Source organism: Marinicellulosiphila megalodicopiae, from assembly GCF_045862395.1.
In the GTDB taxonomy this organism is placed as follows: Bacteria; Pseudomonadota; Gammaproteobacteria; order Pseudomonadales; family Natronospirillaceae; genus Marinicellulosiphila; species Marinicellulosiphila megalodicopiae.
The window spans coordinates 1964210-1987363 of the sequence record NZ_AP023087.1; the positions used below are offsets into that span (position 1 = coordinate 1964210).

Annotated in this window: 18 protein-coding genes; 7 read left to right on the forward strand and 11 right to left on the reverse strand. The window is 36.8% G+C overall.

Going from position 1 to position 23154, the window contains the following annotated elements; all coding sequences use genetic code 11:
- Window positions 1-3 precede the first annotated feature (3 nt).
- Window positions 4-2427: a hypothetical protein gene (locus TYM08_RS08390; RefSeq protein WP_422382526.1), complete on the forward strand. Its 2424-nt coding sequence runs from the start codon at window positions 4-6 to the stop codon at window positions 2425-2427.
- A 602-nt stretch (window positions 2428-3029) separates the two neighbouring features.
- Here TYM08_RS08390 and TYM08_RS08395 read toward each other — a convergent pair.
- Window positions 3030-5300, reverse strand: a complete 2271-nt coding sequence (locus tag TYM08_RS08395; protein ID WP_422382527.1) for a glycosyl hydrolase family 28-related protein — start codon at window positions 5298-5300, stop codon at window positions 3030-3032.
- Window positions 5301-5894: 594 nt separating this feature from the next.
- Here TYM08_RS08395 and TYM08_RS08400 point away from each other — a divergent pair.
- Complete coding sequence (locus TYM08_RS08400) at window positions 5895-6446, forward strand: hypothetical protein (RefSeq protein ID WP_422382528.1); 552 nt, start codon at window positions 5895-5897, stop codon at window positions 6444-6446.
- Window positions 6447-6477: 31 nt separating this feature from the next.
- Here the strand turns inward: TYM08_RS08400 and TYM08_RS08405 are convergent, their stop codons facing one another.
- Entirely contained in the window at window positions 6478-6651 is a 174-nt protein-coding gene (locus tag TYM08_RS08405) for a DUF6435 family protein (RefSeq protein WP_422382529.1), read from the reverse strand.
- 96 nt (window positions 6652-6747) lie between these two features.
- On the opposite strand from TYM08_RS08405, the gene TYM08_RS08410 reads away from it, so the two are divergent.
- Both TYM08_RS08410 and TYM08_RS08415 read left to right on the forward strand, forming a co-directional pair.
- A complete protein-coding gene (locus TYM08_RS08410; protein WP_422382530.1) occupies window positions 6748-7086 on the forward strand; it encodes a 5-carboxymethyl-2-hydroxymuconate Delta-isomerase in 339 nt (112 codons plus the stop codon).
- Between the two features lie 37 nt (window positions 7087-7123).
- Complete coding sequence (locus TYM08_RS08415) at window positions 7124-7930, forward strand: D-hexose-6-phosphate mutarotase (RefSeq protein ID WP_422382531.1); 807 nt, start codon at window positions 7124-7126, stop codon at window positions 7928-7930.
- On the opposite strand, the gene TYM08_RS08420 is transcribed toward TYM08_RS08415, so the two are convergent.
- Window positions 7927-9534 (reverse strand): ABC transporter permease, encoded by a 1608-nt coding sequence (locus tag TYM08_RS08420; protein ID WP_422382532.1) that lies wholly within the window; start codon window positions 9532-9534, stop codon window positions 7927-7929. The two genes, TYM08_RS08415 and TYM08_RS08420, sit on opposite strands and share 4 nt — an antisense overlap.
- Before the next feature lie 156 nt (window positions 9535-9690).
- Window positions 9691-10704, reverse strand: coding sequence for an extracellular solute-binding protein (locus TYM08_RS08425; protein ID WP_422382533.1), 1014 nt, complete (start codon window positions 10702-10704; stop codon window positions 9691-9693).
- A 247-nt stretch (window positions 10705-10951) separates the two neighbouring features.
- Here TYM08_RS08425 and TYM08_RS08430 point away from each other — a divergent pair, with 247 nt between their 5' ends.
- Window positions 10952-13648: a DUF1592 domain-containing protein gene (locus tag TYM08_RS08430; protein WP_422382534.1), complete on the forward strand. Its 2697-nt coding sequence runs from the start codon at window positions 10952-10954 to the stop codon at window positions 13646-13648.
- Window positions 13649-13653: 5 nt separating this feature from the next.
- Complete coding sequence (locus TYM08_RS08435; RefSeq protein ID WP_422382535.1) at window positions 13654-14925, forward strand: DUF1552 domain-containing protein; 1272 nt, start codon at window positions 13654-13656, stop codon at window positions 14923-14925.
- 819 nt (window positions 14926-15744) lie between these two features.
- Here TYM08_RS08435 and TYM08_RS08440 read toward each other — a convergent pair.
- The 7 genes from TYM08_RS08440 to TYM08_RS08470 form a co-directional block, all read right to left on the reverse strand.
- On the reverse strand, window positions 15745-15936 hold the full coding sequence (locus TYM08_RS08440; protein ID WP_422382536.1) for a hypothetical protein: 192 nt from the start codon (window positions 15934-15936) through the stop codon (window positions 15745-15747).
- A 369-nt stretch (window positions 15937-16305) separates the two neighbouring features.
- Window positions 16306-17511: a glycosyltransferase gene (locus tag TYM08_RS08445; protein WP_422382537.1), complete on the reverse strand. Its 1206-nt coding sequence runs from the start codon at window positions 17509-17511 to the stop codon at window positions 16306-16308.
- The gene (locus tag TYM08_RS08450) at window positions 17508-17948 is read right to left on the reverse strand and encodes an RDD family protein (RefSeq protein ID WP_422382538.1); all 441 of its coding nucleotides are present in this window, start codon (window positions 17946-17948) and stop codon (window positions 17508-17510) included. The genes TYM08_RS08445 and TYM08_RS08450 overlap by 4 nt, the downstream gene beginning before the upstream one ends.
- Complete coding sequence (locus TYM08_RS08455; RefSeq protein WP_422382539.1) at window positions 17948-19936, reverse strand: carboxy terminal-processing peptidase; 1989 nt, start codon at window positions 19934-19936, stop codon at window positions 17948-17950. Before TYM08_RS08455 ends, TYM08_RS08450 begins: the two co-directional genes overlap by 1 nt.
- A gap of 156 nt (window positions 19937-20092) precedes the next feature.
- A complete protein-coding gene (gene hisI, locus TYM08_RS08460) occupies window positions 20093-20518 on the reverse strand; it encodes a phosphoribosyl-AMP cyclohydrolase (RefSeq protein ID WP_422382540.1) in 426 nt (141 codons plus the stop codon).
- Entirely contained in the window at window positions 20508-21326 is an 819-nt protein-coding gene (locus TYM08_RS08465) for a metal ABC transporter permease (protein ID WP_422382541.1), read from the reverse strand. Before TYM08_RS08465 ends, hisI begins: the two co-directional genes overlap by 11 nt.
- Entirely contained in the window at window positions 21326-22126 is an 801-nt protein-coding gene (locus tag TYM08_RS08470) for an ATP-binding cassette domain-containing protein (RefSeq protein WP_422382542.1), read from the reverse strand. The genes TYM08_RS08465 and TYM08_RS08470 overlap by 1 nt, the downstream gene beginning before the upstream one ends.
- Before the next feature lie 66 nt (window positions 22127-22192).
- On the opposite strand from TYM08_RS08470, the gene TYM08_RS08475 reads away from it, so the two are divergent.
- On the forward strand, window positions 22193-23152 hold the full coding sequence (locus tag TYM08_RS08475; RefSeq protein WP_422382543.1) for a metal ABC transporter solute-binding protein, Zn/Mn family: 960 nt from the start codon (window positions 22193-22195) through the stop codon (window positions 23150-23152).
- Window positions 23153-23154: the final 2 nt, after the last annotated feature.

Genomic DNA, 23154 nt, shown 5'->3' on the forward strand with positions numbered 1-23154 from the left:
AAAATGAAATACGCAACCAATCTTAAAAAACAAAACGGTGTGGCTACGTTAATGATTGTACTGGTTATAGGTATGATTCTTACTGTTTCCACTTTAACAGTGATGTATTCGAGCAAAGGGACGCAACAAAAGCAAATATCCACCCATGCCTTAACTCATGCTCAGGCTGGTGTATGGGCTGGAGCTGAAGTGTTTCGAAATTATTTTGATCGTTTAGGGGTAGATGGGCGAGTTGAATTAGAAGGTATGGAGGGAACCACTTTACCTGATATCCCAGCTGGTATTGGTAATGGTAATGTTTATAAAATAAAAATTACAGATTATACCCCTGCATCTGTTGGTGTTGAAGAAGCTGCTACGGCTATTGTGACATTTAAAAACGCAGCTGCTAAATCCTCTTCTCAATTGGAGGTAAGAGTACAAGCCGAGGTTGATGTGATTAAAACGAATAGTAGTGGCGGTGCACTTAACTTTTATAGTGATGTAACTTTTAGTGGTGGAATTCATGTTAATACTGACCCAGGTAATTCTAAGATCAGAGTTGATGGTGATGTGAATCTATCTAATATTGGTTTAGATGGTTTGGAAAGTATTGAAGCAACAGGAACTATCACAGCAAACAGTAGTTCTAAATTTAAATATTTGAAATCAAATGAAGATATTATTCTACCAGATGCTTCTACTTTCGAAGCATATGCATTGGGTAAAATTGAAGTCGGTAGTGGGGGTTCTGGTTTAGCATACATCAGGGATGTTGGTTATGCTAATGAGTCAATCACAATTTCAGGTACAGCTGATGCAGGCACCATGTCTGCAGATATGGATACATTTCAACAAGCCTTATATTTGGGGGCTGAATATTATTCAGCGGCTAAAATCAGAACAACAGACGTTAATGGTGAGTTTGTGTACGATGCAAATAAAGATTATGTCTATGCTGATATGGAATCTGCAGATAATTCGGTATTTATAAATAGTACCACAAGTTATTCAAAGTCAATTACGTCAAATGGACGAGTTGGAGCTCAATACAGGTCGGTTATCAATGATAAAATATCCGCAAAAGGCGATGTAATATTAAATCCCTATGGTGAGGTATTTATTAAATCAGTTGAAACGGAATCCTCAATCGTTTGTGATAACACTTCTTGGACTGAATATGAAGAATTGACTGCAGCTGGCACGATTACAAATTGTAAAAAAGATCCAGACGCTTTTACTTATAATGATAACAGGACATTTATTAATGCGCCGTTTACAAATACCACTTCTGCATCAACGCCTGTAACGGTTCCTGCAGTTGCGTTATTAGAAAAATTTGAAATTGATCCAAAACCTAAAGTCGATGTTTGGTCGATTCAAGAATATGCCAATTATTCCTTTGAAATTTTTGAAAACACTTTCATTATACAAATTAAGAATGTGAATAATATTAATGACGGATATTATGGGTTTTATGATGGGGCCGATCAAAATGGGGATGATGCAAATCAAGAGCAAAGGATTTGTTCATTACAACTAGATACCACAACGAATACTCCATTGGTTCAAGGCGGAAGTTACGTTTGTGAAACGAAATTAGATGAGCGAATTTGCGTCTCTTCTCATTCAAATTTAAATCAAGGTTGTATAGGTTTTAATAATGGGACTAATCAATTTTCAATTGGTAATGGATCAGATACATCTTTGGCGCCGGGTGTTTATTTTTTTGAAGGCGCATTAAATATACAATCTATATTTGCTCAAGCATCCATTTATGCAGCCTTAGATATTACAACATCAGGCGCAGCGATTGTTAGGTCAATAAATTATTCAACATTTGACTCTATATGTAGAAATGATTATGGAATGAACGGGTTGTCGCTACAAACTAATCAAAAAGGCGCAGCTGAAGAAATTGAAACATTTTACTCCTATGATATTTTTAATGGTCAGTACCCAACAAATTATTGCGAAATTTCAGACGGGGTATTAGGTTCGGAATTTAATTATAACTCCATCGGCAACGTTGTTTTAGGGGCAGGTGGTTACAATCCTGCTGACACACCTGCGCCAACTGTTGCTAACCCAGATCCTGATGATGTTTATAGTGGCGGGGATATAAGTACAGGTGCTAAATTTGTAGGTTATGGTACTGTTATGGCTGGTGATAATTTTTCTGCAAGTGGTTCCACTATTATTCATGGTCATTTAATTGCGCTAAATACTGAAGAAAACTCAATTGCATTAAATGATAAAAATGATGTAACTGCATATTTTGAAATTGATTTAGAAGACGCGCCTGTATCATTTAAGCCAAATGAAATACCAACTGTTGTAGATATTTGTCTTACAGATGAATCTAATGAAAAAGCTTGTGATATAGCTAAAAAATCATCAACTGTCATTGAATCTGATCCAGTTGTACTATGGTCTAGGTACCTTTAAAACCTAATTAATAAATACTTTAAAAAACCGATTTTCTATGTAGAAATCGGTTTTTTTTTAAGTGTAGAACGAGAAGAATATTCATTGATTACCATTTCAGAACAATAATTCCTGTTTAGTAGCGGGTGGTTTTTGCCCACACGTGCATGCGCTAGGATTATTTAAGTAAGCATAATTTTTTAGTAACTAAGTAATAAGAAAAATGAATAGGCTGATATAACACTCAATTAAATAGTCAAACTTTGTGCGGTTGAGACAATAATTCTATTTCTGGCTGTGTAAGAAAAATATGGAGTAAGTCAGTTTTAAGCAAAAAAATATTTGAATCATTTAAATAAAGGTTTGATAAAAATAAAGTAACGCTAAAAACGGATTTGGAAAAAGTAATTAGCAATATACATAAAATGTGGTTAATTTCGTAAGCTATATCGAATGCGTCAACGATTGATGAGATCAAAATATTATGCTTTTGGAATGTGAAAACCGTGGTTAGTTAATTGCTCGATTTAACTCTAAAACGCAACATTCCCAATGAATATTCGATTCAATAAAAAAGGGAATACCCATTGGGATATTCCCTTTTTTATACAGCGATGTTTTTGCTATTGTTTACCTAAACGACGCTCTCGTTGAGCTAACCATATATTAGGTGGGTAAATGTTTTGTGCGGATATATCTTCAAACAACCAATCTAATGGTGAATTTTGCGAGCCTTTCATGCTCATGCCTGCAAATAGCATTTTAGGACCATAATCTTCATCGGGCCATTCTATAAATTGTGTGCCTGTGATATTCCATAATGTGCTGTAAATGCCTGTTTGGTAACCACGGTTTTTACTGCCACCGGCATACCAAGGGCGATCAGCCTTGCCAATATCTATCTGCGTAAATAAATTAGCAAATGAGGCGGCACGATGATGGTCAAGGGCAATATTATTTGCTCTGCCTTGTGTGAATACGTTACCAAATGCAAACCATTCAACGGTTAAGTCATGGCGTAATTCAGCTTGAATATCAAACCCACGAACTAGGTTATCTGCGGATCGGCCAATACTGACGCCATGATGACCACCACGATTATTTTCGTTAATAATAGTTAAATCAAGAATACTGACAAAATATGAGTTTTTAATACCAACCCCATAATCAATATTTTTCATTACCACATCTCTTACCCATGAGTGTTGAGCGCTGATATCAATACCATTATATCCATCTTCTTCTAAGTGTGGTTTAGCTTCAGTTTGAGGAAATTCAATGGTTAGCCCTTCTACGCCTACTTCACTATAGGGGCTTGTCGTACTATAAATCTCAGCATCGTATATAGGGTCAAACGCGATAGGTAATGGGCGTTCAATGTTGATAGTTTGACCATTTATGCTTTTAATTCGACTGAAAAAGCGCATTTCAACTTTACCCTCAAGATCATCATAATCGCCTAGAACGTTAGTGTGCCCGTCATAGAGCTCTTCTAATAAAAGTTGATCGCCTGCATCTTTTTGTCTGATTTGAATCCAATCGCCATTATTTAAGTTAGAAATATTGTCGACTTTGATTTGTTTGCTACCGCGTTCAGCTTTAGCGGTTATATCGGTTATTTTGCTACCACTTGAAGTGGAGCCTTTCATTTCAATAAACCCACCTTTAAACGATGGATCAATTCCAGTGACGTCAAAATAATTAGTTGGAATATAAATTGTTGTTAATTCGCTGCCAGCACCTTGTAAAACGACACCATTTGGTATTTTTAATACATTTGTCAATAAGTAACGACCAGCAGGGATATAAACCACATCACCATTTTTTGCAGCATCTAATGCGTTTAAAAAAGCCTCCGTATCGTCTGTGTTGTCATTTGGTGTTGCGCCATGATCAGTGACAGTATTGATAGTAGGGTTTTTTACAGGTGGTTCTTCTTCACCCCAATGGTAGCCCGCATAGGAAAAATCTGACAAATAACCGCTTGGATCATGAATTGCTCCATTGTTACCCCATAGGTTTGTCGTTTGCCCGTATTGATTGTGCTGAGTAAATTCAATGTATTGTAAATTAACAGAACCGGTCATCCACACCACTTTTAACTGGTGGTCACCAGAAGGTAGGAAAATGTCGTTTAGTGACACTGTTTGTAATGAATCGTAATCAGAACCTGACACACTTATTGTTCCAATGGTTTTATCATTTAATTGTATTTTTAACCCTCTGGAATTTTGATTAGACGATACTCTAAAATGGATATCCATTTTTTGTGAATTAACAACGCTAACATCGAACGCTAACCATTCTCCAGGTTTAGTCCATCCCACAACACAAGCAGAGTGATTGTCATCTGGAGCATTTTGCATATCCACTGCACCATTGCCGCATGTGCCCAAGTTTGTATTGTCACTATCATAAGAATCAATATAATTTTGAGCCCACACCAAACCCGGTAACGTTGGAATAGAATGATTAGTTTCAGTTTCAGTTTCAGTTTCAGTTATCGTCTGAGTTGAGGAAGTTGTCACAGTCTGAGTGTGTGTATCAGTTTGACTTTGGGTATTAGTGGTTGTATTTAATTGAGTTGTGTTTGTGTTTGTGTTTGTGATTGTAGAAGTTTTGGATTGTTGATGTGTCTGAGTTGTTGTATCAGAATCCACAGAAGTTGAAGACTCAGTATCAGTTGAAGACTCAGTATCAGTTGAAGACTCAGTATCAGTTGATGACTCTAGTTCAGTGTTAATATTGGAATCCGTTAGCGTCGAAATTGATTGATTGTGATTTGTGTTAGTTGAATTATTTTGATCCGGATCTTCTAATACAATGTCGCAAGATGTGAATGTGATTGTAGAGGAAATTAAAACCGTAAGTATGAATTTAGAATAAATGGGCATGCAAATAGCTCGTTTTGAATGTTGGTTGTTTGATAATTATAAAGTGAATTTTATAAATTAAATTGCATGGTGTCACATAAAAATTAAAAATACAAAATAGATTTATTGCTCATATAATGAATTATTTCTATTTTAATGGTTTTTTTGGTTCGTTATATTTTGATTTTTTAGTTTAGATTCTTTGGGTTGAATTATTGTTTTTTATGTAATCTTTTAAGTTTAAAAGTTGGTGTTATGTAAGTTGTGTATTTTGAATATATATTTTGTAACTTAAGTGATTTAGTATTAAAAGCAATGAATAAATAGTTCGAATATTTTATAAAACCGTGATTATATAACGGTTATATAAACTGGATTGTTTTTAACAACGTTTTTAACAAGTCAGGCAAAAGTAATAAAAATTAGGGTTTATTATGAATCTATAACAATGAAATAATAAATTTTTTTTTTTGCATGTTTTTTAAACATTATTATGAATTGTTCAGTTTAAAATCCCGAGTTTGCTTCCAATTTAAATTAATTATCCTAACAAAAAGATTGCAATTAATATTCAGTCTATTAAGTTGATTATAAATATTAATTAAAGGTGAAACAGTGGAGTTTAGAATAGCGACGTTGAGTGAAATTGATGAAGTGTTAACTTTGCATCAAAAATACCAAATCGACAGCATTAATGAAAATGATAAATCCGATGGTTTTATTACCACAGCATTCACTAAAGCGCATTTAGTTGAATTGATTCAAATTGAACAAGGTTTGTTTGTGGCCATTAATGATGATGTTATTGTGGCTTATGCTATGTCTGCTTCCTGGAACTATTGGTCAAAATGGCCAATGTTTGAATATATGATAAAAAAATTACCCGAATTAAGTTATGAAGGTATTGAATTAAATATAAATAATTCATACCAGTATGGTCCTGTGTGTGTTGATAAATCTATTCGTAATAGTGGTGTATTTGAAGCGCTTTTTGAGTTTGCTTTAACTGAAATGTCAAAGCGATATCCCGTTTTAGTAACGTTTGTGAATAAAATAAACACACGCTCATTTGCAGCCCATACACGTAAAGTGAAGTTGGATGTAATTCAAGAATTTGAATTTAATAATAATTACTATTATGAATTAGCTTGTAAAACCGAGCGTTAACCTAATATTCAATGACACAGTTAGCTCGTTACTATGAATTAGATTTTAGTTCTAATATCTGTTTGTATAAAGCATCTGCTTCAAATGATAATTGAGAGTAGCTTTTTATATCTCCATTTCTTTGACAAAACATGGCTTGTTCAAGTTTCGCTTCGTATTGTTTTTGAAGCTTTTTAATTGGATTGGATTTAAAGATTGAAAACATACAACACTTACTTAATTGATTGATTATTCATTGTACGTCGTATTTTACGTTTTCGATGAGTCGTCGTGTGTAAATGTTTAATAAAGGGGGGCGTAAATGCCACATTGTATCGTAGAGCATTCTGGAATACATGAAATTGATACCGTCATGGGGGTGGTGAATAAATGTGCATTAAATTCCAAATTGTTTTCTAAAAATGGAGAGGATATTAAGGTGAGGGCAGTACAATTTGATAAATATTTAATGGCCGATGGATCTGCCAATTTTATTCATATTGTCTTAAAAATTCTCGCTGGGCGGTCGTCTGATCAAATATCACAGTTATTAAACAATACAATGGAAGCGTTAGATGATTTACAACTTTCAAGTATTACCATAACCATTGAAGTACTCGTCATTGATAAAGCGCGTTACCTAAAACGAATAATCACGTAATATCTTAATTACCCTATTGTTTTAAGTGACGATTTAGATGAAAAAAATAACATTAGTAAATAAAAACGCGAGCGCTACTGTTTACGACTACGCAGCTCATGTGACCAGCTGGGTGGGTCAGTCGGGCCATCAAAGAATATTCACAAGTAAACAGGCTATCTTTGAAGCACCCAAAGCCATTCGTGGTGGTGTGCCGATTATTTTTCCGCAATTTAATGAAGTGGGGGAATTTCAGCGTCATGGTTTTGCTCGAAATGTGTATTGGAATAAACTGGATACTCAAACATCTTCTGCGCACTTTCAGTTAAATAGCGATGCGCAAACCCGTGAAATTTGGCCGTTTGAGTTCAGTGCCGATTATAAAGTGGATTTGAGTGCGCAAGGTTTGTCTTTAAGTTTGAGCGTTAAAAATACAGATTCAAAACCCATTACGTTCACCGTGGCTTTGCACAGTTATTTACAAATTAAGTCATTGAAAACCTGCTCAGTATCAGGGGTGAAAAATCTAAGTTATTGGGATAACGATGGCACTGATTTTTCAATTCGCACAAAAGCGTTAACGAATGAATTAACCTTTACCGATGCCATAGATCGTGTGTATTTTGATGTGAAAAACGATGTGGTGTTAGATACTGGAAATGGACAGTTAAATATAAGTCATAGCGGTTTTGATGACATGGTAATTTGGACACCTGGAAAACAGGCTGCAAAAGATATGAGTGATTTTGCTGATGATGAGTTTGATAATATGCTGTGCGTAGAGGCCGCTCAAATAGCGAAACCCATTACGTTACTGCCCAATGAAACTTGGACAGGCAAGCAAATTCTTACAGAGGTGTCTTAACTCTTTTGACTTTTAGACACTAAAAAGATCACAGGAATCAATCCTGCGCACACTAAGGTAAGCGCAGGCACTGCTGCTAATTCCCATTCGCCCTCGCTTGTGTATTCAAATATTTTTACCGCCAACGTATCCCAGCCATATGGTCGCATTAATAATGTGGCAGGCATTTCTTTCATGGTGTCTACTAATACTAATAAAAATGCAGTGTAAACGCTGGGCCTTAATATAGGTAAGTGAATGCGTCTAAATAATGTAAATCCCGATGAACCTAACAATAATCCCGCTTCAGTAATCGAAGGGCGAATACTACCAAACCCAGAATTCATTGGTCCAAACGCAACTGCGTTAAAGCGAATGGCGTAGGCTATGATTAAAGCAAATACACTGCCTAATAAAATGGGTTTAACAGGCAGTTCTAATGCAGTTTGAATCGGTATAAAAACACTGTGATCAATACCGGCAAATAACATCATAATGGCAATGGCCAAAATTGAACTAGGGAGCGCATACCCCAGAGTTGAAATAGCAATCCAAATTTTAGTTTGAACAAACTGTTGATTGATCCAAGCTAAAAACGTTGCAATCACTAATGTCAGGCATGCGGCCAATAGCCCTAGTGTGAGTGTATTGCCTACCCATTTAAAATATCGAGGGTCAAAAAAGAAATCGCTTTTTTTAATAAACCAAACAATTAACTGTGCTACAGGCAAAATAAACGACAACGAAAAAATTAAAAGACAAAATCCGGTCATAATTAATTGTTTGAGTTTGCTTGTTTGCATTAATTGTTGTGTGCTTATATTTTGTTGGCGATAAGAGGCATTTGCACGAGAGCGTTTTTCTAACACAATCATAATCAACACAAACATTAATAATAATGAAGCGATTTGCCCAGATGCGTGAATATTTTTAAAGTCATACCAACTTTTATAAATGGCCGTGGTAAAAGTATCAAAACTAAAGACACTCACCGCGCCAAAATCTGCCAACGTTTCCATTAAAGCAAGTGCAATACCAGCAATGATAGCGGGGCGGCATATCGGTAGTGCCACTTTAATTAAAGCTTGAAAAGGTGAAAAACCTAATGTTTGTGCGGCTTGTATTGTGTTTTGACCCTGTTGTAAAAAACTCGATCGTGCCAGCATATAAACATAAGGATATAAAACCAAAGAGAACACAATAATCGCACTGCCACCATTGCGTACTTGAAAAAATGAATAACTGTTGCCAAACAGGCCTTTTAAAAACTGTTGCACAGGACCTGAAAAATCAAAGATACCCAAATACACAAATGCCATGACATAAGCAGGCATGGCAAGAGGTAACATTAATGACCAACTAAAAAAACGTCGTAAAGGAAAATCATAAAAACTGACAAATAAAGCTAACGACACGCCTAAAAACGACACGCCTATGGCCACGCCTACACATAAAAATAATGTATGGCTTATCCATCTAAATAATAAGCTGTCTAGAAATCGTTCCCCTAAATAATGATTCCAAATGCTCAAACTTTCAAACCCCCAGCTTGCAATAATCACAAGCAACGGCATCAAGCTAAATATCACAATCACAGCTAAAAAGAATTTAGATTTAATGGGCATAAATTGAATACTTACAAATAAGAAAACCCCACTAACAAAATATGTAAGTGGGGTTTTGAAAAAATTTTATTAATATCAGTAGGGTATTATATCACTTCTTATTTTATTGATGTCATCAAATAGAAGTAATTGATGACAGCAAAAGCAAAAATAATTCTATTGATATCCAGCATTATCCATCAGCATTACCGATTGAGATTGCAATTCTCCGGCGGTTTCAATGCTTAATGGATCTTTTTTGAATTCACCCCAAGCTTGAACTTCAGCGCTTGATTCAATGGATGCGTTGGCTGGAAATTCTTGATTTAACTCAGCGAATAATTTTTGTGCATCTCCCTGTGCTAACCATTCTAAAAACGCTTGAGCTTGTTTTGGATGTTTGGCGTGCTTAGTGACACCTGCTCCAGATACATTAACATGAGTGCCTGTAGTGTCTTGGTTTGCCCAAAAAATGCCCACATTAAAATCTGGGTTTTCTTTTACTATGCGTCCGTAATAATAGGTGTTCGCAATACCAACTTCACATATGCCGCTATCGATGGCTTGTAGCATTTTGGTGTCATTTGCAAATACAGTGGTTGCTAAATTATCAACCCAGCCTTTAACTGCTGTTTTTGCATTCTCTTCACCTAAATTTTTAATAAGTGAAGCCACTAATGATTGGTTATACACTTTTTTAGAGGTGCGTAAACACAATGCGTTTTTCCAGCGTGCATCGGCTAATTGTTCATAAGTAGATAATTCAGATGGGTCCACTAAATCTTTATTATAAAAAATAGTACGGGCGCGTAATGACAACCCAAACCAGTCATTATTGCTTGAGCGATATTGTTTGGGAATGGATTGATTTAAAACAGATGAGTCAATGGATTTCAACACACCACTTTGAGATGCGTGCCAAAGGTTGCCACCATCAACCGTGATTAATATATCCGCTTGTGTTGCACTGCCTTCGGATTTTAAACGTTCTAATAATGGCGCTTCTTTGTCTGTAATTAATTCAAATTTAGTGCCTGTTTTTTCCGTATACGCTTCAAATAACGGCGTTAATAATTGTTCATTACGGGCAGAATAGATCACAAGTGTGCCGTCATCTTCTTTTTTTGAACAGCTCAAAAGCAATGAAGTAAAAACAGCTAACGCTGCAATGGAAAGTTGTAGGGATTTCATGGGTAAAGCCTTGGTTAAAAATAATTCGTGGATAATAATGATAATGGTTCTTATTTTCAATGCTATTAAGTAAAAAAAACATCAATTCTTAATTTTGAATGATTATAGTGTTGTAAATGCTGTTATTTTGTTAGTTTATGATAAGTACTCGGTCAAATAGTGATCATTAACTTAACAAAAAAGCACAATTGGCGTATTCTTACTTCAAATAATTTTTATAATAGGGTTGCCCATGGATAGGTTACGAATGCTCGTAATATGTTCACTTTGTTTTTTTGTGTTCGGATGCGAGCCAACAGAACAAAGAGCTGGATCTTGGTTTGGTGGAGAAAGTGAAAACCAAGCGCCAATTATTGAATTTAATGCGCAATCTGACGGATTGACCTTAAATTTAAAAGCCACAGCCACCGATGCTGAATCCGATGAATTATCCTATTTATGGAAAATTGAAATTGGTGAGGAAGAGCCAATTCAGTTAGAAGGCTCAACTGTCTCTTTTCAATTTGAATCAGTAGGGGAATATTCAGTTGAATTATTTGTTAATGACGGACATGGATATGTCAACTCAAGTAAAGTGGTTTTAATTCAAGAACCCGTACCTATTACAGGTGAATCTTTATTTAATGAATTATGTACCACATGCCATAGTGCCGATGGGCAAGGTTCAATCGCTCTAGTATTTTCAAAATATCCTGATCGCCCCTCTCTTTCCTCGTATATTCAAAATTTTATGCCACAAGGCGACGCTGTTAAATGCGATGAATCCTGTGCTGATTTAATTTCTCAATATTTAAAAGAGTTCAACCAACTTTATTCTGAAGTAGAAGACTTGCTTGTCGCAGAGCAAATGTTTACTAATTCAGAATATGGATATTGTGATACCTGTCATGAAGGCACTGAGGGTCGCTCTATTAAAATCAAATTAGGCAGTACAGAATTGCGTCCGTTTAATTGGAATCGATTTGATACGGTTGAACAATTAGTTCAATTTGTAAACAATGCAATGCCATATAACGATCATGAAGCCTGTACAGAAAAAGATAACTGCGCATTGTTGGCAGGTACCTATATGTGGAGCCAAAAAGAAGTTGTTGAAACCATCGTAAATGTAGAGGGTAAGGCGCTTTTTGAAAACTTATGTGTGGGCTGTCATCGAGATAATGGAATGGGCACCCGAACCAACACAGAGTTAGGAGACGGCTATACCATGATTCGATTTAAAGCAGGCATCGATCCGAGTGATCCAAATAATATTGAATACCCCGATAAAGATTCACTAATCAATAAAGTTGCCCTAAGTATGCCTCAAGGAGCAGCATCCGATACCTGCGAAAGTGAATGTGCTGCAAACATTGCTGATTATTTATGGGAAATAAACGATCTTGGATTTGAAGCGGATTATTCCTGTTCTAATCCTAATTATGTACCAAAGCAGGTTCGACTATTAACGTCATTTGAATACCTCAATACACTAAAAGACTCTCTATCTATTGATGTCAGCGAAATTATCGCCTATTTTCCAAAAGAAATCGGTGGAGATAATTTTGAAAATGATGTGTCCAGTGCCAATGTAGATTCAGCACGGGTTCAAGAATATTGGAATGCTGCGTTAACCATTGCCCAAAGTGCGATTGCGTTTCAAGATTTATCGCCTTTGTATGAATGTGATATTACCACTGACAGTTGTGTGTCTGAATTCATAGCTAATATGGGAAAAACATTATTTAGACGACCATTATTGGTTGAGGAACAACTTAAGTTTGAAGCATTGTTTGAACCGTCACTTACACAGTCCGACCCAATGATGGGGGTGCAATTAACCTTGCAAGCAATGTTATCTTCTCCGCATTTTTTATATCGCTCTGAAATTGGTGAGTCTGAATCCGAAACAGAAATTTCAACATTAACCGCTTATGAAACAGCAAGCTTGTTGTCTTATACATTTACAGCTTCGTCTCCTGATGCGTTATTAATTGAGGCAGCGGATAATGATTTATTACAAACCCCAGAGCAATTAAGCGCGCAAGTCACAAGGTTGTTAGAAACCGATCGTGCTAAAGAGCAAATGGCGCGTTTTGCCGCGCAATGGTTCGGTGCCGATGAAATTATGGAATTACCACGAAATTACGTGCAATTTACTGACTTTACTCAAGAGGTCAGAGAATCCATGAAACAAGAATTTGACCTGTTTGTAAAAGACATCATTTTCAACGATTTACCCGTGTCGACTTTATTAAATGCCAAATACTCCTATTTGAACCAAACCCTAGCGAACTACTATGGCGTGAATGCACAAATTGCAGACGAGAATTTTGTCAAAACCGATTTTGGGTTAGCCAAACGTCAAGGCGTCGTCACCATGGGTGCTGTGATTTCAAGTCATGCAAAAGGCGATGAAAACTCACCAGTATTTAGAGGCATATTTGTGCGCAAAGATTTGTTATGCCAAGACTTGCCAAGTCCCCCTGATATTTCAGGTCAAGGCGGTGGGTTTGATCCAAGTTTGCCAGTGCGCGAACGAATGGCGCAACACGCTAACATTGCAAGCTGTTATAACTGCCATAAAGTGATTGATGATTTAGGCTTTGCCTTAGAAAATTACAACGCCATTGGTCAGTATTTAGAGCAAGAATACATTGCAAGTACTGGCCAAGTGGTCGAAGGTAATATTGATTCCTCGGGTATTTTAGTAGGCATTGAAAGCTTTTTAGATGATACATCCGTACCGTTTGCCAACGCCTTAGAACTGGCAACCGTCATCTCACAAGACGATGTTTCCAAACAATGCGCCATCGAAAAATGGCAACAATACAGTTATGGTCGAACAGAAGACATTGCATGCCAAAAAACAACCTTGTTTGATTTATGGCAAGACAAAGCATTTACCATGAAGCAGCTATTAATCGAGTCGGTGAAAGTACCCGGCTACTTGAATAGGCAGTAAGAAATATGATGAAACGACGCGCGTTTTTAAAACAGACTATTTCCAGTGCCAGTGCAGTGCCTATTTCATTGGGAATGCTAAATGCCGCTAAGGCAGCAACTTCAGGTACAACGCCTACCAACTTTGTTTTCTTTTATGTGCCAGACGGCTGTACACCAGATCGTTGGCATCCTACCGGTGAAGACGGTAATTTAAACTTCCCCAGTCAAACTGCAGGTTTGGCAGATATTCAAGACAAGCTGATTTTTCTAAAAGACATCACCATGTATGGCCGCGACGGCAATCCAGGTGGTGGTGGACACGAGGCTGGCATCAAACGCATATTAACTGCCAACGCGACAGAATCACTAGATTTGTATCTAGGTCGTCGTATTCAAGAAGCGCAGACGCCCGTTCCATATTCAAATTTATTTTTAGGTTTATACGCTAACTACCAAAGTACCGCACAAAGTAAAATGAGTTACAACAAAGCAGGCTCTGAACCGACGTATTTAGACGATCCACTGCATGCGTACACCACTTATTTTGGTGATATGGGCACCACGCCAACCGGTATATTGCAAAACAAAGCCGTCATCGACAGCATCAGTGCAGACTTAAATGCCCTTAAAGGCAAAGTGGGCTATGAAGAATACCAGCGATTAAATACCCACACAGAATCACTATTTGAAATGGAGCAACGTTTAACCAAACCCGCAGACACTGATGGTGATGCCTGCTCACAAAATGTATTTAACCCAGGTGGGTTTGACAGCTCAAACAGCGCGTATTATGAAGAAACCAACGCCGATACCTTGTTCAGTTTACAAACTGACGTAGCCGTTCAAGCATTAGCCTGTGGTGTCACCCGAGTAGTGAGTATTTCAGTCTCGCACAAAGTCAGCCCAAACCATTTTGGCTTAGCCTTTGGTCAGCATCATCCAATGAGCCACACAACCGGCTCAAACGAATTTGACGCATTAAAAAGCTACACCAACGCTAAATTTAAACAGCTTGTCCAAAAATTGGACAACGAAGGCTTACTAGCATCAACAGTAGTGTTGTTGTGTTCAGAACTTGGTGATTCAAACAGCCACTCGCAACAAACCATGCCATTTGTATTAGCAGGACAAGGTGGGCAGGGCAGTAAAATGCCAACAGGACGATTAGTGCAGGCCGACGCCCACACTAACTTGCTTGTCAGCTTAATACACATGGCAGGATTCACCGATGTGATTAAATACGGGGACGATGGCATAAGCCAAAATACAGGGCCCATGAGTGGTTTGATTTTGTAAATGGAGTGCAATATTAATTAAGCTTTTTTGTGTCAGTCCTGTAGGTATTAATTGAATGTGGTTATTCTGCCAGTATCGGTGTCGTTATGGTTAGTTTCTAGTGTCGAGCGTTCTAGTTGAATCCCGTTTGCAACCCATCACCAAAATCGATAAAGTCTTGCCAAATATAACGGCTGATTTATTGTCAAAAAAATAGAATTATATTCAAAAAAGATGCATGTCCTTATTTTTGCCACTTATTTTTTACAAACCGTCCATCAAAATGAATAATCAGTAAAATCAACAGGTATCTATAACTAGGAAAGTTAAAATCATCACGAAGTTAGTAGAAATAACTAAATTTCAAACTGAAGAAATATTTCAAATTAAGGATGAAAGTAGAAAAAACGCAAATGTTTAATGGAGTTTCCCTGAGATTAATCAATATAGAAGCACAATTTAAATTGCCTATATGAACGAAGGTAAATAGATTATGTTTAAACAATAAGTCTAGTTAATTTTTGAAAGATTAGGTGTTTAAAACAATCATGAGATGTTTTTGATATTGGTAACGATGTTTGGTTTTGTGACCTTAAAAAGCAATATTTGATTTGATGCTGATGTGATGCTTCTGATGTGAAGTTGTTATGTCTTAAATAGTGAGTATGAACAACGTGCAAGGTCTATAAAGGAGCCCCCAAAGTTTGTTTATTTGGCTGTGGGTATGCATCAAAACATCAAATAAGGAGTATGAACTTAAACACGCACATTCTTTAAAGCGATCGCCCTGATCGTAATTTGAAGGTTTCATCACGAATTAAACAGGGCTGTATCAAATGGTTATTGTGCTTTTTTTAGATCAGGCAAGGATTGTTTATAGTCTCTAAGTGCTCGTCGAGCGCGCTCAACTTGGTTGTATATTTTGTGTCTTGTTTGTTTGTCGCCGGCACCAGCTGGATTATTCGCTACAAAGTCGCGTTTAAGTTGCTCAGCTTGTGTGATTGCATCTTCCAATTCTTTTAAACGATCCATAATTTACCTTTACTACTTGGTTAAATGGGTTGATTCATTAATTTAAAGGTAGTTAAAACCTAAATAAAATGTTTGAAAATGAAATGGAAATACGGCTTAAATTATCTAACTGGTTGTTTTTTAAGAGATTTTTATTTGTAATGATTCGTCAGCTAGGGTGTGTTTTCGTAAATTTTTCATTTTTTAATACGCCTATTGTATCTGAATCGTAATTATTCGAACGTGGTTAGAATTGGTTTTTTAATTTGACGTTAGATTTTGTAATGTCTACTAGGTCGATGGGTGTCGCGTTGGTAATTTTTTTATGATGATTTAATGCAAATGTGGTAGGCGAAATTTGATGAGTTTTCCATTTAAATTGACAAAAAATTATTTGTTTTTTTCTTCTATCCATTTGGACAGATACTGTTCAGCTCGAAATTGTTTTTGCCATAAAAGTTGTTGGTAAAAGTCATTGGCACGATTGAGCTCAAGGTGAGTTAAGTGTTCGGTTATTTTGATTTTTAAAGCAGGGGAATGCTCTTTGTTATCAAAATGGTTTGTTAATTGGGTGAATCCAGAGTCAACAAGTTGATTAAAATAATTTGAATCGCTATAAGCGGCTTGAATTTGACGTGCAATTTGTTTTGGTTCAATACTTGGGCGGTAACCTAAATCTTCATCAAATGTCATTGATTCAAGGGCAATAGGGGAGCCAATAGTGGCGGTGCCTGTCAACCAGCCTTCTAATACTTTGCCTTTTTGTCCAGCACCAAAACGTAATGGCGCAAGATTGATTCGATATTGTTTAAAGGTAGAAAGGGCATTTTCGCAGTGGCCTTTTAAATGTATGCCTAGTTTGGGTTGATGCAGTTGTTGATGTTTATCACTTGAGTAAGCCCCATAAATATGCAGCTCTAATTGTGGTAATTGTTTTCTAACCAAAGGCCATATAGATTGAACTGCAAAGCGCGCAGCGTCCCAATTAGGCTCGTGTAAAAAGTTACCAATCATCATAACGTTTGCGCGTTGTTCAAAATTTGGAAGCTCAGGTTCAATGGCATCGCAATCAATCACAAAGGGAAAATAATGAATTTTATTCGAATCAATTTTGAAGTGTTCTTGTAAAATACGCATTTCAACACTCGAAATCATTAATGTTAGATCGGTGCGTTGGATGGATGCAATTTCCCTAAGGGCTATGTCGTTATTAAGATTTAGCTCTTGAGCAGAATTTAAAGCAACGTGCCTGGCATATCGTAAGCTATGTAAATCACTTGTATCTAAAATTGTCATCGCATTCGGGCAGGTTTGTCTTACGCGCCAGGAAAATTGTTCTTCGATCATAAATCGGTCGTAAATGACTAAATCAGGATTTAAATCTTGGATAAAATCATTGAAACTTTGGTCATTGAGTTTGATTTGATAACAGGATATGTTTTGTTGTTCTAGGCGTTCACAATGTTCTGAAATTGCGCCACCACAGGCAGCGTGAATTTCAAAATTACTGAGCACATTTAATATATCAAATGTGCGTCTGCCAGCTGCCGTAGCGTTAGGCTCTGGCCAATGTTTGGCAATCAATAATGCTTTCATATTTTTAAAATGATTTGAGTTCCAGAGTATTTATCTGGGATGCTTCTTGAATATTCATCTTTAAACGCAGTGAAATAACCGATACCGCCTAACCAAAAGCTTGGCCAAGCTAGAAGGTATCTCACTAATGTTTGTGATAATTTCAGTTTGCCCGTGGTGCTAATTAATTGGATTTTCCATGCTTTCATTCCAATGGTTTGACCACCATGAGTGAAGCTAAAGTGGTAATAAAAAAAGTAACAAAGCATTAATGTGATTTGCATTGGGATTTTTAAAGGGCCGACGCCGGATTTTAAATAGGCTTCATCAAATTGTTCACCTTGGTAAAAAAATAAGTGGTCTGCCCATTGAAATAGTGCAGCCACTAACATGGTAAAACCAATTAAAATCATCACGTCATAACAAAGAGCGTAAAATTGTTTGCTTAACAACTTCATTATTTTTGCTCAGCTAACCAATGTGCCACCACATTTAAAGTCTGATTTAAATTAATGTCATTTGCATAGTCATATAAGCTCGAATCTTCTTCTAAATCCAAATCTTTTAAAATCGCTTCTCTTTGAGTTTTACGCATTTGTGATTGTTTTTTGCGCGTTTCCAAATTTAAGCTCAACGTCTCTTGCTCAGCACGCTCTTTTAAAATGGCACTAAATGTTGCTTGCCAATTTTCATTGGCTGCAAATTCTTGTTGTTGAACAAGGGTTAATTTCTCAACTAATTCGGGAGTAATAATATTCAACGCTTCAATTTCAGGTGCACTAATTTGATTAAAAGGTAGGGCATTATCTAAAGACGATTCACCAATTTTATCGTGTTTGATATAACTATTTAAAAATAGATGAGGCTCAACACCTCTGTGCTGTGTGCTCATTCCCGATACGCGGTAGAACATTGCAAATGTCAGTTTGATTTGACCAAAGGTCACAGCTTTTAAAGTTTGAACCGTGCCTTTTCCATAAGTGGTGTCACCAATAACCAAGCCACGGTTGTAATCTTTAATGGCCCCTGCAAAAATTTCAGATGCAGATGCACTTAAACGGTTGGTCATAACAGCTAAAGGGCCATCCCAAGCAATTGCTGGGTCTTCATCATTATTAACAGCGATGTGACCATTTGAGTATTTCACTTGAACAATTGGGCCGTCTTTGATGAATAATCCAGAAAGAGCAATCGCTTCACTTAACGCACCGCCTCCATTGTTACGCACATCCATTATCACTGCATCAATTCCGTCTTTTTTGTATTGAGCCAAAATTTTAGCCACATCAAAAGTGGTGGATTTAAAGTTTTCATCCCCTCGTCTAGCAGCTTCAAAATCGTAATAAAAACTAGGAACGGAAATTACTCCGACTTTAAGTGTTTTGCCATTAAGTGTGACTTCTTTTACTTCATGCTTTGTGGCTTTGTCTTCTAAAGTGACAACTTTACGAACGATTGGGACAATTTTTTGATTATCTGCGTTGCCAAGTTTTCTAACTTTTAAACGAACAGTGGTATCGACTTCTCCACGAATCAGCTGAACCACATCATCTAAACGCATGCCCATAATGTTTACGAATTCTTTATTGCCTTGCGCCACTGCAATGATTTGGTCTTCTTCTTGAAGTAGGCCACCTTTTTGCGCAGGCCCATTTTCAATTAATCGCTTAATAGTTGTGATGTTTTTATCAAGTGATAATTCCGCGCCAATACCTGTTAAAGATAGACTCATGTCGATATTAAAATCTTCTTCACTAATTGGGGTGAAATAAGAGGTATGGGGATCAAAAAGGCTTCCAACGGCATTTAGGTACTTTTCGAAAATATCTTCTTGTTTGGTTAATTTAATTTGGCTTAAATAATTTTCATAACGCTCTAATAAGTCAGCGGCCACTTTTTCTTGAGTGGTTTCGTCATCTCCTAATATATTTTCAATGATGCTTGTTTTGGCTAATTTGCGCCAATATTCATCGCTGTCTTTTTGAGTGGAAGGCCATGACTTGCGCTCTAATGGAATGGATTCATCAATGGTGAAATCAAATTTATTTTCTTTGAATAGTGCAATGATAAATTCATAACGATTTTCAATACGAGTTTGGTAGCGTTCATGAATAATAAAGGCGCTTTGTGAATTGCCTTGTTTAAATTCGTCGTCTAATTTGTGGGAAAATCCTTGGAACTCATTGATATCACTTTGTAAAAATATGCGTTTGTTCGGGTCGATTTGCTCTAAATAAGCGGCTAATAAATGCTCGGAAAACACATCGTCGATGGGTTGTTTTTTATAGTGCATTTGATTTAAATTGGACAGTAACTCAACAGTGGTGCGGCTGAAGTTTTTTTCGGATGCTTTGACTTTTTCTTCATTGGCAAAACACGCAGTGCTAGAAAGTAAAACAGCGGAGGCGACTAAAATATTAAGAGGTCGGTTGAAAAAATGAGTCATAAAAAGCCTATTATTATAGATATAGTGGTCAATATAGTGATTGATTGAGTTACCAAGCATAGTGTACCTAAGATTACACAGATGGGGTTTTTTCAAAAAAGTTCAATGCTTTGGCTGATTTTATGCCATTTATTGGACTTGGATTGCAATAAATAGTCATATCTGATCCGCATCAGAGTTAATTATCACTTGAGCTTCACCTTGAGCATTTTCATTAATTTCTAGATAAAAGCAGCTGGTGCGATTGGTGTGGCAAGCCGCCCCTTTTTGGTGAACTTGCATCAAAATACAGTCTCCGTCGCAGTCAAAACTTAAAGACTTTAGGGTTTGTCGGTGTCCTGATGATTCACCTTTGCGCCAGTAACAATTGCGTGAGCGAGACCAGTAACACACTTGTTTTGTCTCTATGGTTTCTTTTAATGAGTGAATATTCATCCAAGCAAGCATTAACACTTCTTTAGTTTTATGATCTTGTGCAATAGCGCTGATCAAACCGTCTTCGTTAAATTTAACTTGTGACAATACTTTGTCCAGTTCTATAGCTGATCCTTTGGTTAAGGATTCGAATGATTTAAATGTCATGGAACGACTTCTTTTGAATTGAGTTAATAAAATAAGAAACACCAAGGGTTAACGCAAATAAACTGGCACAACTTACTACGATAGAAGGGCCGCTTGGTGTATCAAATGCGTAGGACATAAATAAACCAAGTAACACTGAGCTTATGGCAACTAGAGCTGCATATAGCGCCATTGAAAATGGAGTTTTGGCTAATAAACGTGCGCAAGCAGCGGGCATAATTAGCATCGCAGTAATTAATAGAACCCCTACTAATTTCATAGCCACGGCAATTAATAGTGCAATTACAAAGGTAAATGTTAATGTGTAACGAGTTACTTTAACGCCTTCTGCTTTGGCTAATGATTCATTAATACTGATTAATAATAACGGCTGCCAAATGATTTTTAGGGTGATTAATGCAATGCCTGCCATAACAGCACACACTGCCACATCTATCCAGTTCACGGTTAATAAATCACCAAATAAAATGCTTTCAATATTGGTGCGCTCGTTGGGCATGAGTTTTAAAACGATGATGCCTAATGCTAAAGCCAGGTGAGATAAAATACCTAATAAAGTATCACTTGGAATTTTCTTTTGTTGTTGTAATCCCAAAAGAAGTAGGGCGCATAAGAAGCAAACCATCACAACGCCAACAGTTACGTTGACATTAAAAAACAAACCAATAGCAATGCCTAGTAATGCGCTGTGTGCCATAGTGTCACCAAAATACGCCAAGCGTCGCCATAACACAAAGCAGCCTAAAGGACCTGAGGCTAAACCTAAAAAACTGCCAACCAGTAAGGCGCGAATAATAAACTCTTCCATTATGGTTGCTCGCTATTGTTTGAGTGATTGTGTTGATGAATGCTGTGGTTGTGGTCGTGAGTACAGGCTTTAACTTGCCCGTCTAAGGCATGATCGTGGTCGTGGTCGTGTTGATAATAACCCACATTTTTTGCGATTTTATCACCAAAAATATTTATGAATTCAGGGTGTTTAGATATGGATTCAGGCTCACCAAAACAGCAAATATGTTGATTTAAACAAATCACTTGGCTGGTTTGTGCCATGACCACATGTAAATCATGAGAGATCATCAAAACGGCGCATTTTAATTCTTTTTGAATTTGGTGAATGAGTGCGTAAAGTTCCGCTTCACCATGAAAATCAATGCCTTGGGCGGGTTCATCTAAAATCAATAATTGAGGTCGGCTCAAAATCGCACGGGCTAATAACACGCGTTGTAATTGACCACCGGATAAACCTTGAATTTTTTGATCTTTTAAATGCGCAATGTTTAATAACTGAAGCGTTTCATCTAATTTATCGGTTTTGGTTTGATTAAGTAAAATAAATCCAGCCACATTAATTGGTAAACGATCATCAATATGAAACGCTTGGGGGACATAACCGACACTTAAATTGTGTGATTTAACGATTGTTCCACTTGTTGCACGGGTAATACCCAATATGAGTTTGACTAAGGATGATTTACCCGCGCCATTAGGGCCAATGAGTGTAATGATTTCATTGGGTAAAATATCAAAACTGACATTTTGCAAAATAGTCTTATTTTGAAGGATTAAATTGAGATTTTGGATTTGCACTAAGGCTTGGGAATTCATCTAAGGGCTGAATATATAACGAAAAAATGATATTGTAACCGATTGTCTTTGTTTAGCGAATGAAAAATGAAAATGCCTAAAAGATTCTCTCTTAAACCCTTATTTATGATTGTTTGTGCTCTGTTTTTATTCAGCTGTAGTGAAAACAAACAAACAGTAGTACAGGATGATCAAACAATCCGTGTGGTCAGTACCATTAAACCGCTGCATTTTATTGCCGATGCATTATTAAAAGAGGTGGGAGAGTCAACATGGTTAATAAAATCCCCTGATGTACACGGATATCAATTAACACCATCTGATATAAAACTGATTAATCGTTCCGATATGCTTATTGGGATTGGGGAATTTTTTGAGGGCAATGTGACTGAATTGTTTACAGAAAAAGATTTTTCCTTTGATGATTATCAAGCGAAATTAGCTTTATTGCCATTAAGAGATGGATTGATTTGGGGGGATCATGATCATGTTTCTCACGATGAGCACGATGAGCATGAAATCCATGCTAAACACATCGACATGCACTTTTGGTTGTCGAGCAAAAATGCGCTTTTGTTTGCTAAAGCGTTGTCAGAAAAGTTAATTCAGATCTTTCCTCAACATGCGTTTAAAATTGAGCAAAACCTTGAGCACTTTGTACAAGAAATCAATGCACTTGAAATCAGTATAAAACAAAGACTTGCTCAATCTGAACCACCAAGTTTTATGGTGTTTCATGATGGGTTTCATTATTTTACCCATCAGTTTGGGTTGGAGGAGCAAGCGGCAATTGTTAGCGATCCTTCACAGCAGGTTGGTATTAAAACGTTACTTGAATTAAAAGATTTGATGGTGAAAACAAAGGTGAGTTGTATTTTTGTAGAACCGGGTTTTAATGAATCGCTTACCAAAACATTATTAGAGTCCGTAGAAAGTGAGTCGAAAGTTAAAGTAAAAATACTGTATTGGGATCCAATTGGTATGAAAGCTGAGCGTTATCAAGATTTAATAATGGGTTTGTTTGATGGGTATTTAGATTGTAAGTGATT

Bases quoted from the DNA above. Each gene is read 5' to 3' on its own strand.
- TYM08_RS08475 (WP_422382543.1), top strand. From the start codon at position 22,193: ATGAAAATGCCTAAAAGATTCTCTCTTAAACCCTTATTTATGATTGTT.
- TYM08_RS08390 (WP_422382526.1), top strand. From the start codon at position 4: ATGAAATACGCAACCAATCTTAAAAAACAAAACGGTGTGGCTACGTTA.
- TYM08_RS08470 (WP_422382542.1), bottom strand. From the start codon at position 22,126: ATGAATTCCCAAGCCTTAGTGCAAATCCAAAATCTCAATTTAATCCTT.
- TYM08_RS08435 (WP_422382535.1), top strand. From the start codon at position 13,654: ATGATGAAACGACGCGCGTTTTTAAAACAGACTATTTCCAGTGCCAGT.
- TYM08_RS08405 (WP_422382529.1), bottom strand. From the start codon at position 6,651: ATGTTTTCAATCTTTAAATCCAATCCAATTAAAAAGCTTCAAAAACAA.
- TYM08_RS08410 (WP_422382530.1), top strand. From the start codon at position 6,748: ATGCCACATTGTATCGTAGAGCATTCTGGAATACATGAAATTGATACC.
- TYM08_RS08430 (WP_422382534.1), top strand. From the start codon at position 10,952: ATGCTCGTAATATGTTCACTTTGTTTTTTTGTGTTCGGATGCGAGCCA.
- TYM08_RS08415 (WP_422382531.1), top strand. From the start codon at position 7,124: ATGAAAAAAATAACATTAGTAAATAAAAACGCGAGCGCTACTGTTTAC.
- TYM08_RS08445 (WP_422382537.1), bottom strand. From the start codon at position 17,511: ATGAAAGCATTATTGATTGCCAAACATTGGCCAGAGCCTAACGCTACG.
- TYM08_RS08465 (WP_422382541.1), bottom strand. From the start codon at position 21,326: ATGGAAGAGTTTATTATTCGCGCCTTACTGGTTGGCAGTTTTTTAGGT.
- hisI (WP_422382540.1), bottom strand. From the start codon at position 20,518: ATGACATTTAAATCATTCGAATCCTTAACCAAAGGATCAGCTATAGAA.
- TYM08_RS08395 (WP_422382527.1), bottom strand. From the start codon at position 5,300: ATGCCCATTTATTCTAAATTCATACTTACGGTTTTAATTTCCTCTACA.
- TYM08_RS08420 (WP_422382532.1), bottom strand. From the start codon at position 9,534: ATGCCCATTAAATCTAAATTCTTTTTAGCTGTGATTGTGATATTTAGC.
- TYM08_RS08455 (WP_422382539.1), bottom strand. From the start codon at position 19,936: ATGACTCATTTTTTCAACCGACCTCTTAATATTTTAGTCGCCTCCGCT.
- TYM08_RS08425 (WP_422382533.1), bottom strand. From the start codon at position 10,704: ATGAAATCCCTACAACTTTCCATTGCAGCGTTAGCTGTTTTTACTTCA.
- TYM08_RS08450 (WP_422382538.1), bottom strand. From the start codon at position 17,948: ATGAAGTTGTTAAGCAAACAATTTTACGCTCTTTGTTATGACGTGATG.
- TYM08_RS08440 (WP_422382536.1), bottom strand. From the start codon at position 15,936: ATGGATCGTTTAAAAGAATTGGAAGATGCAATCACACAAGCTGAGCAA.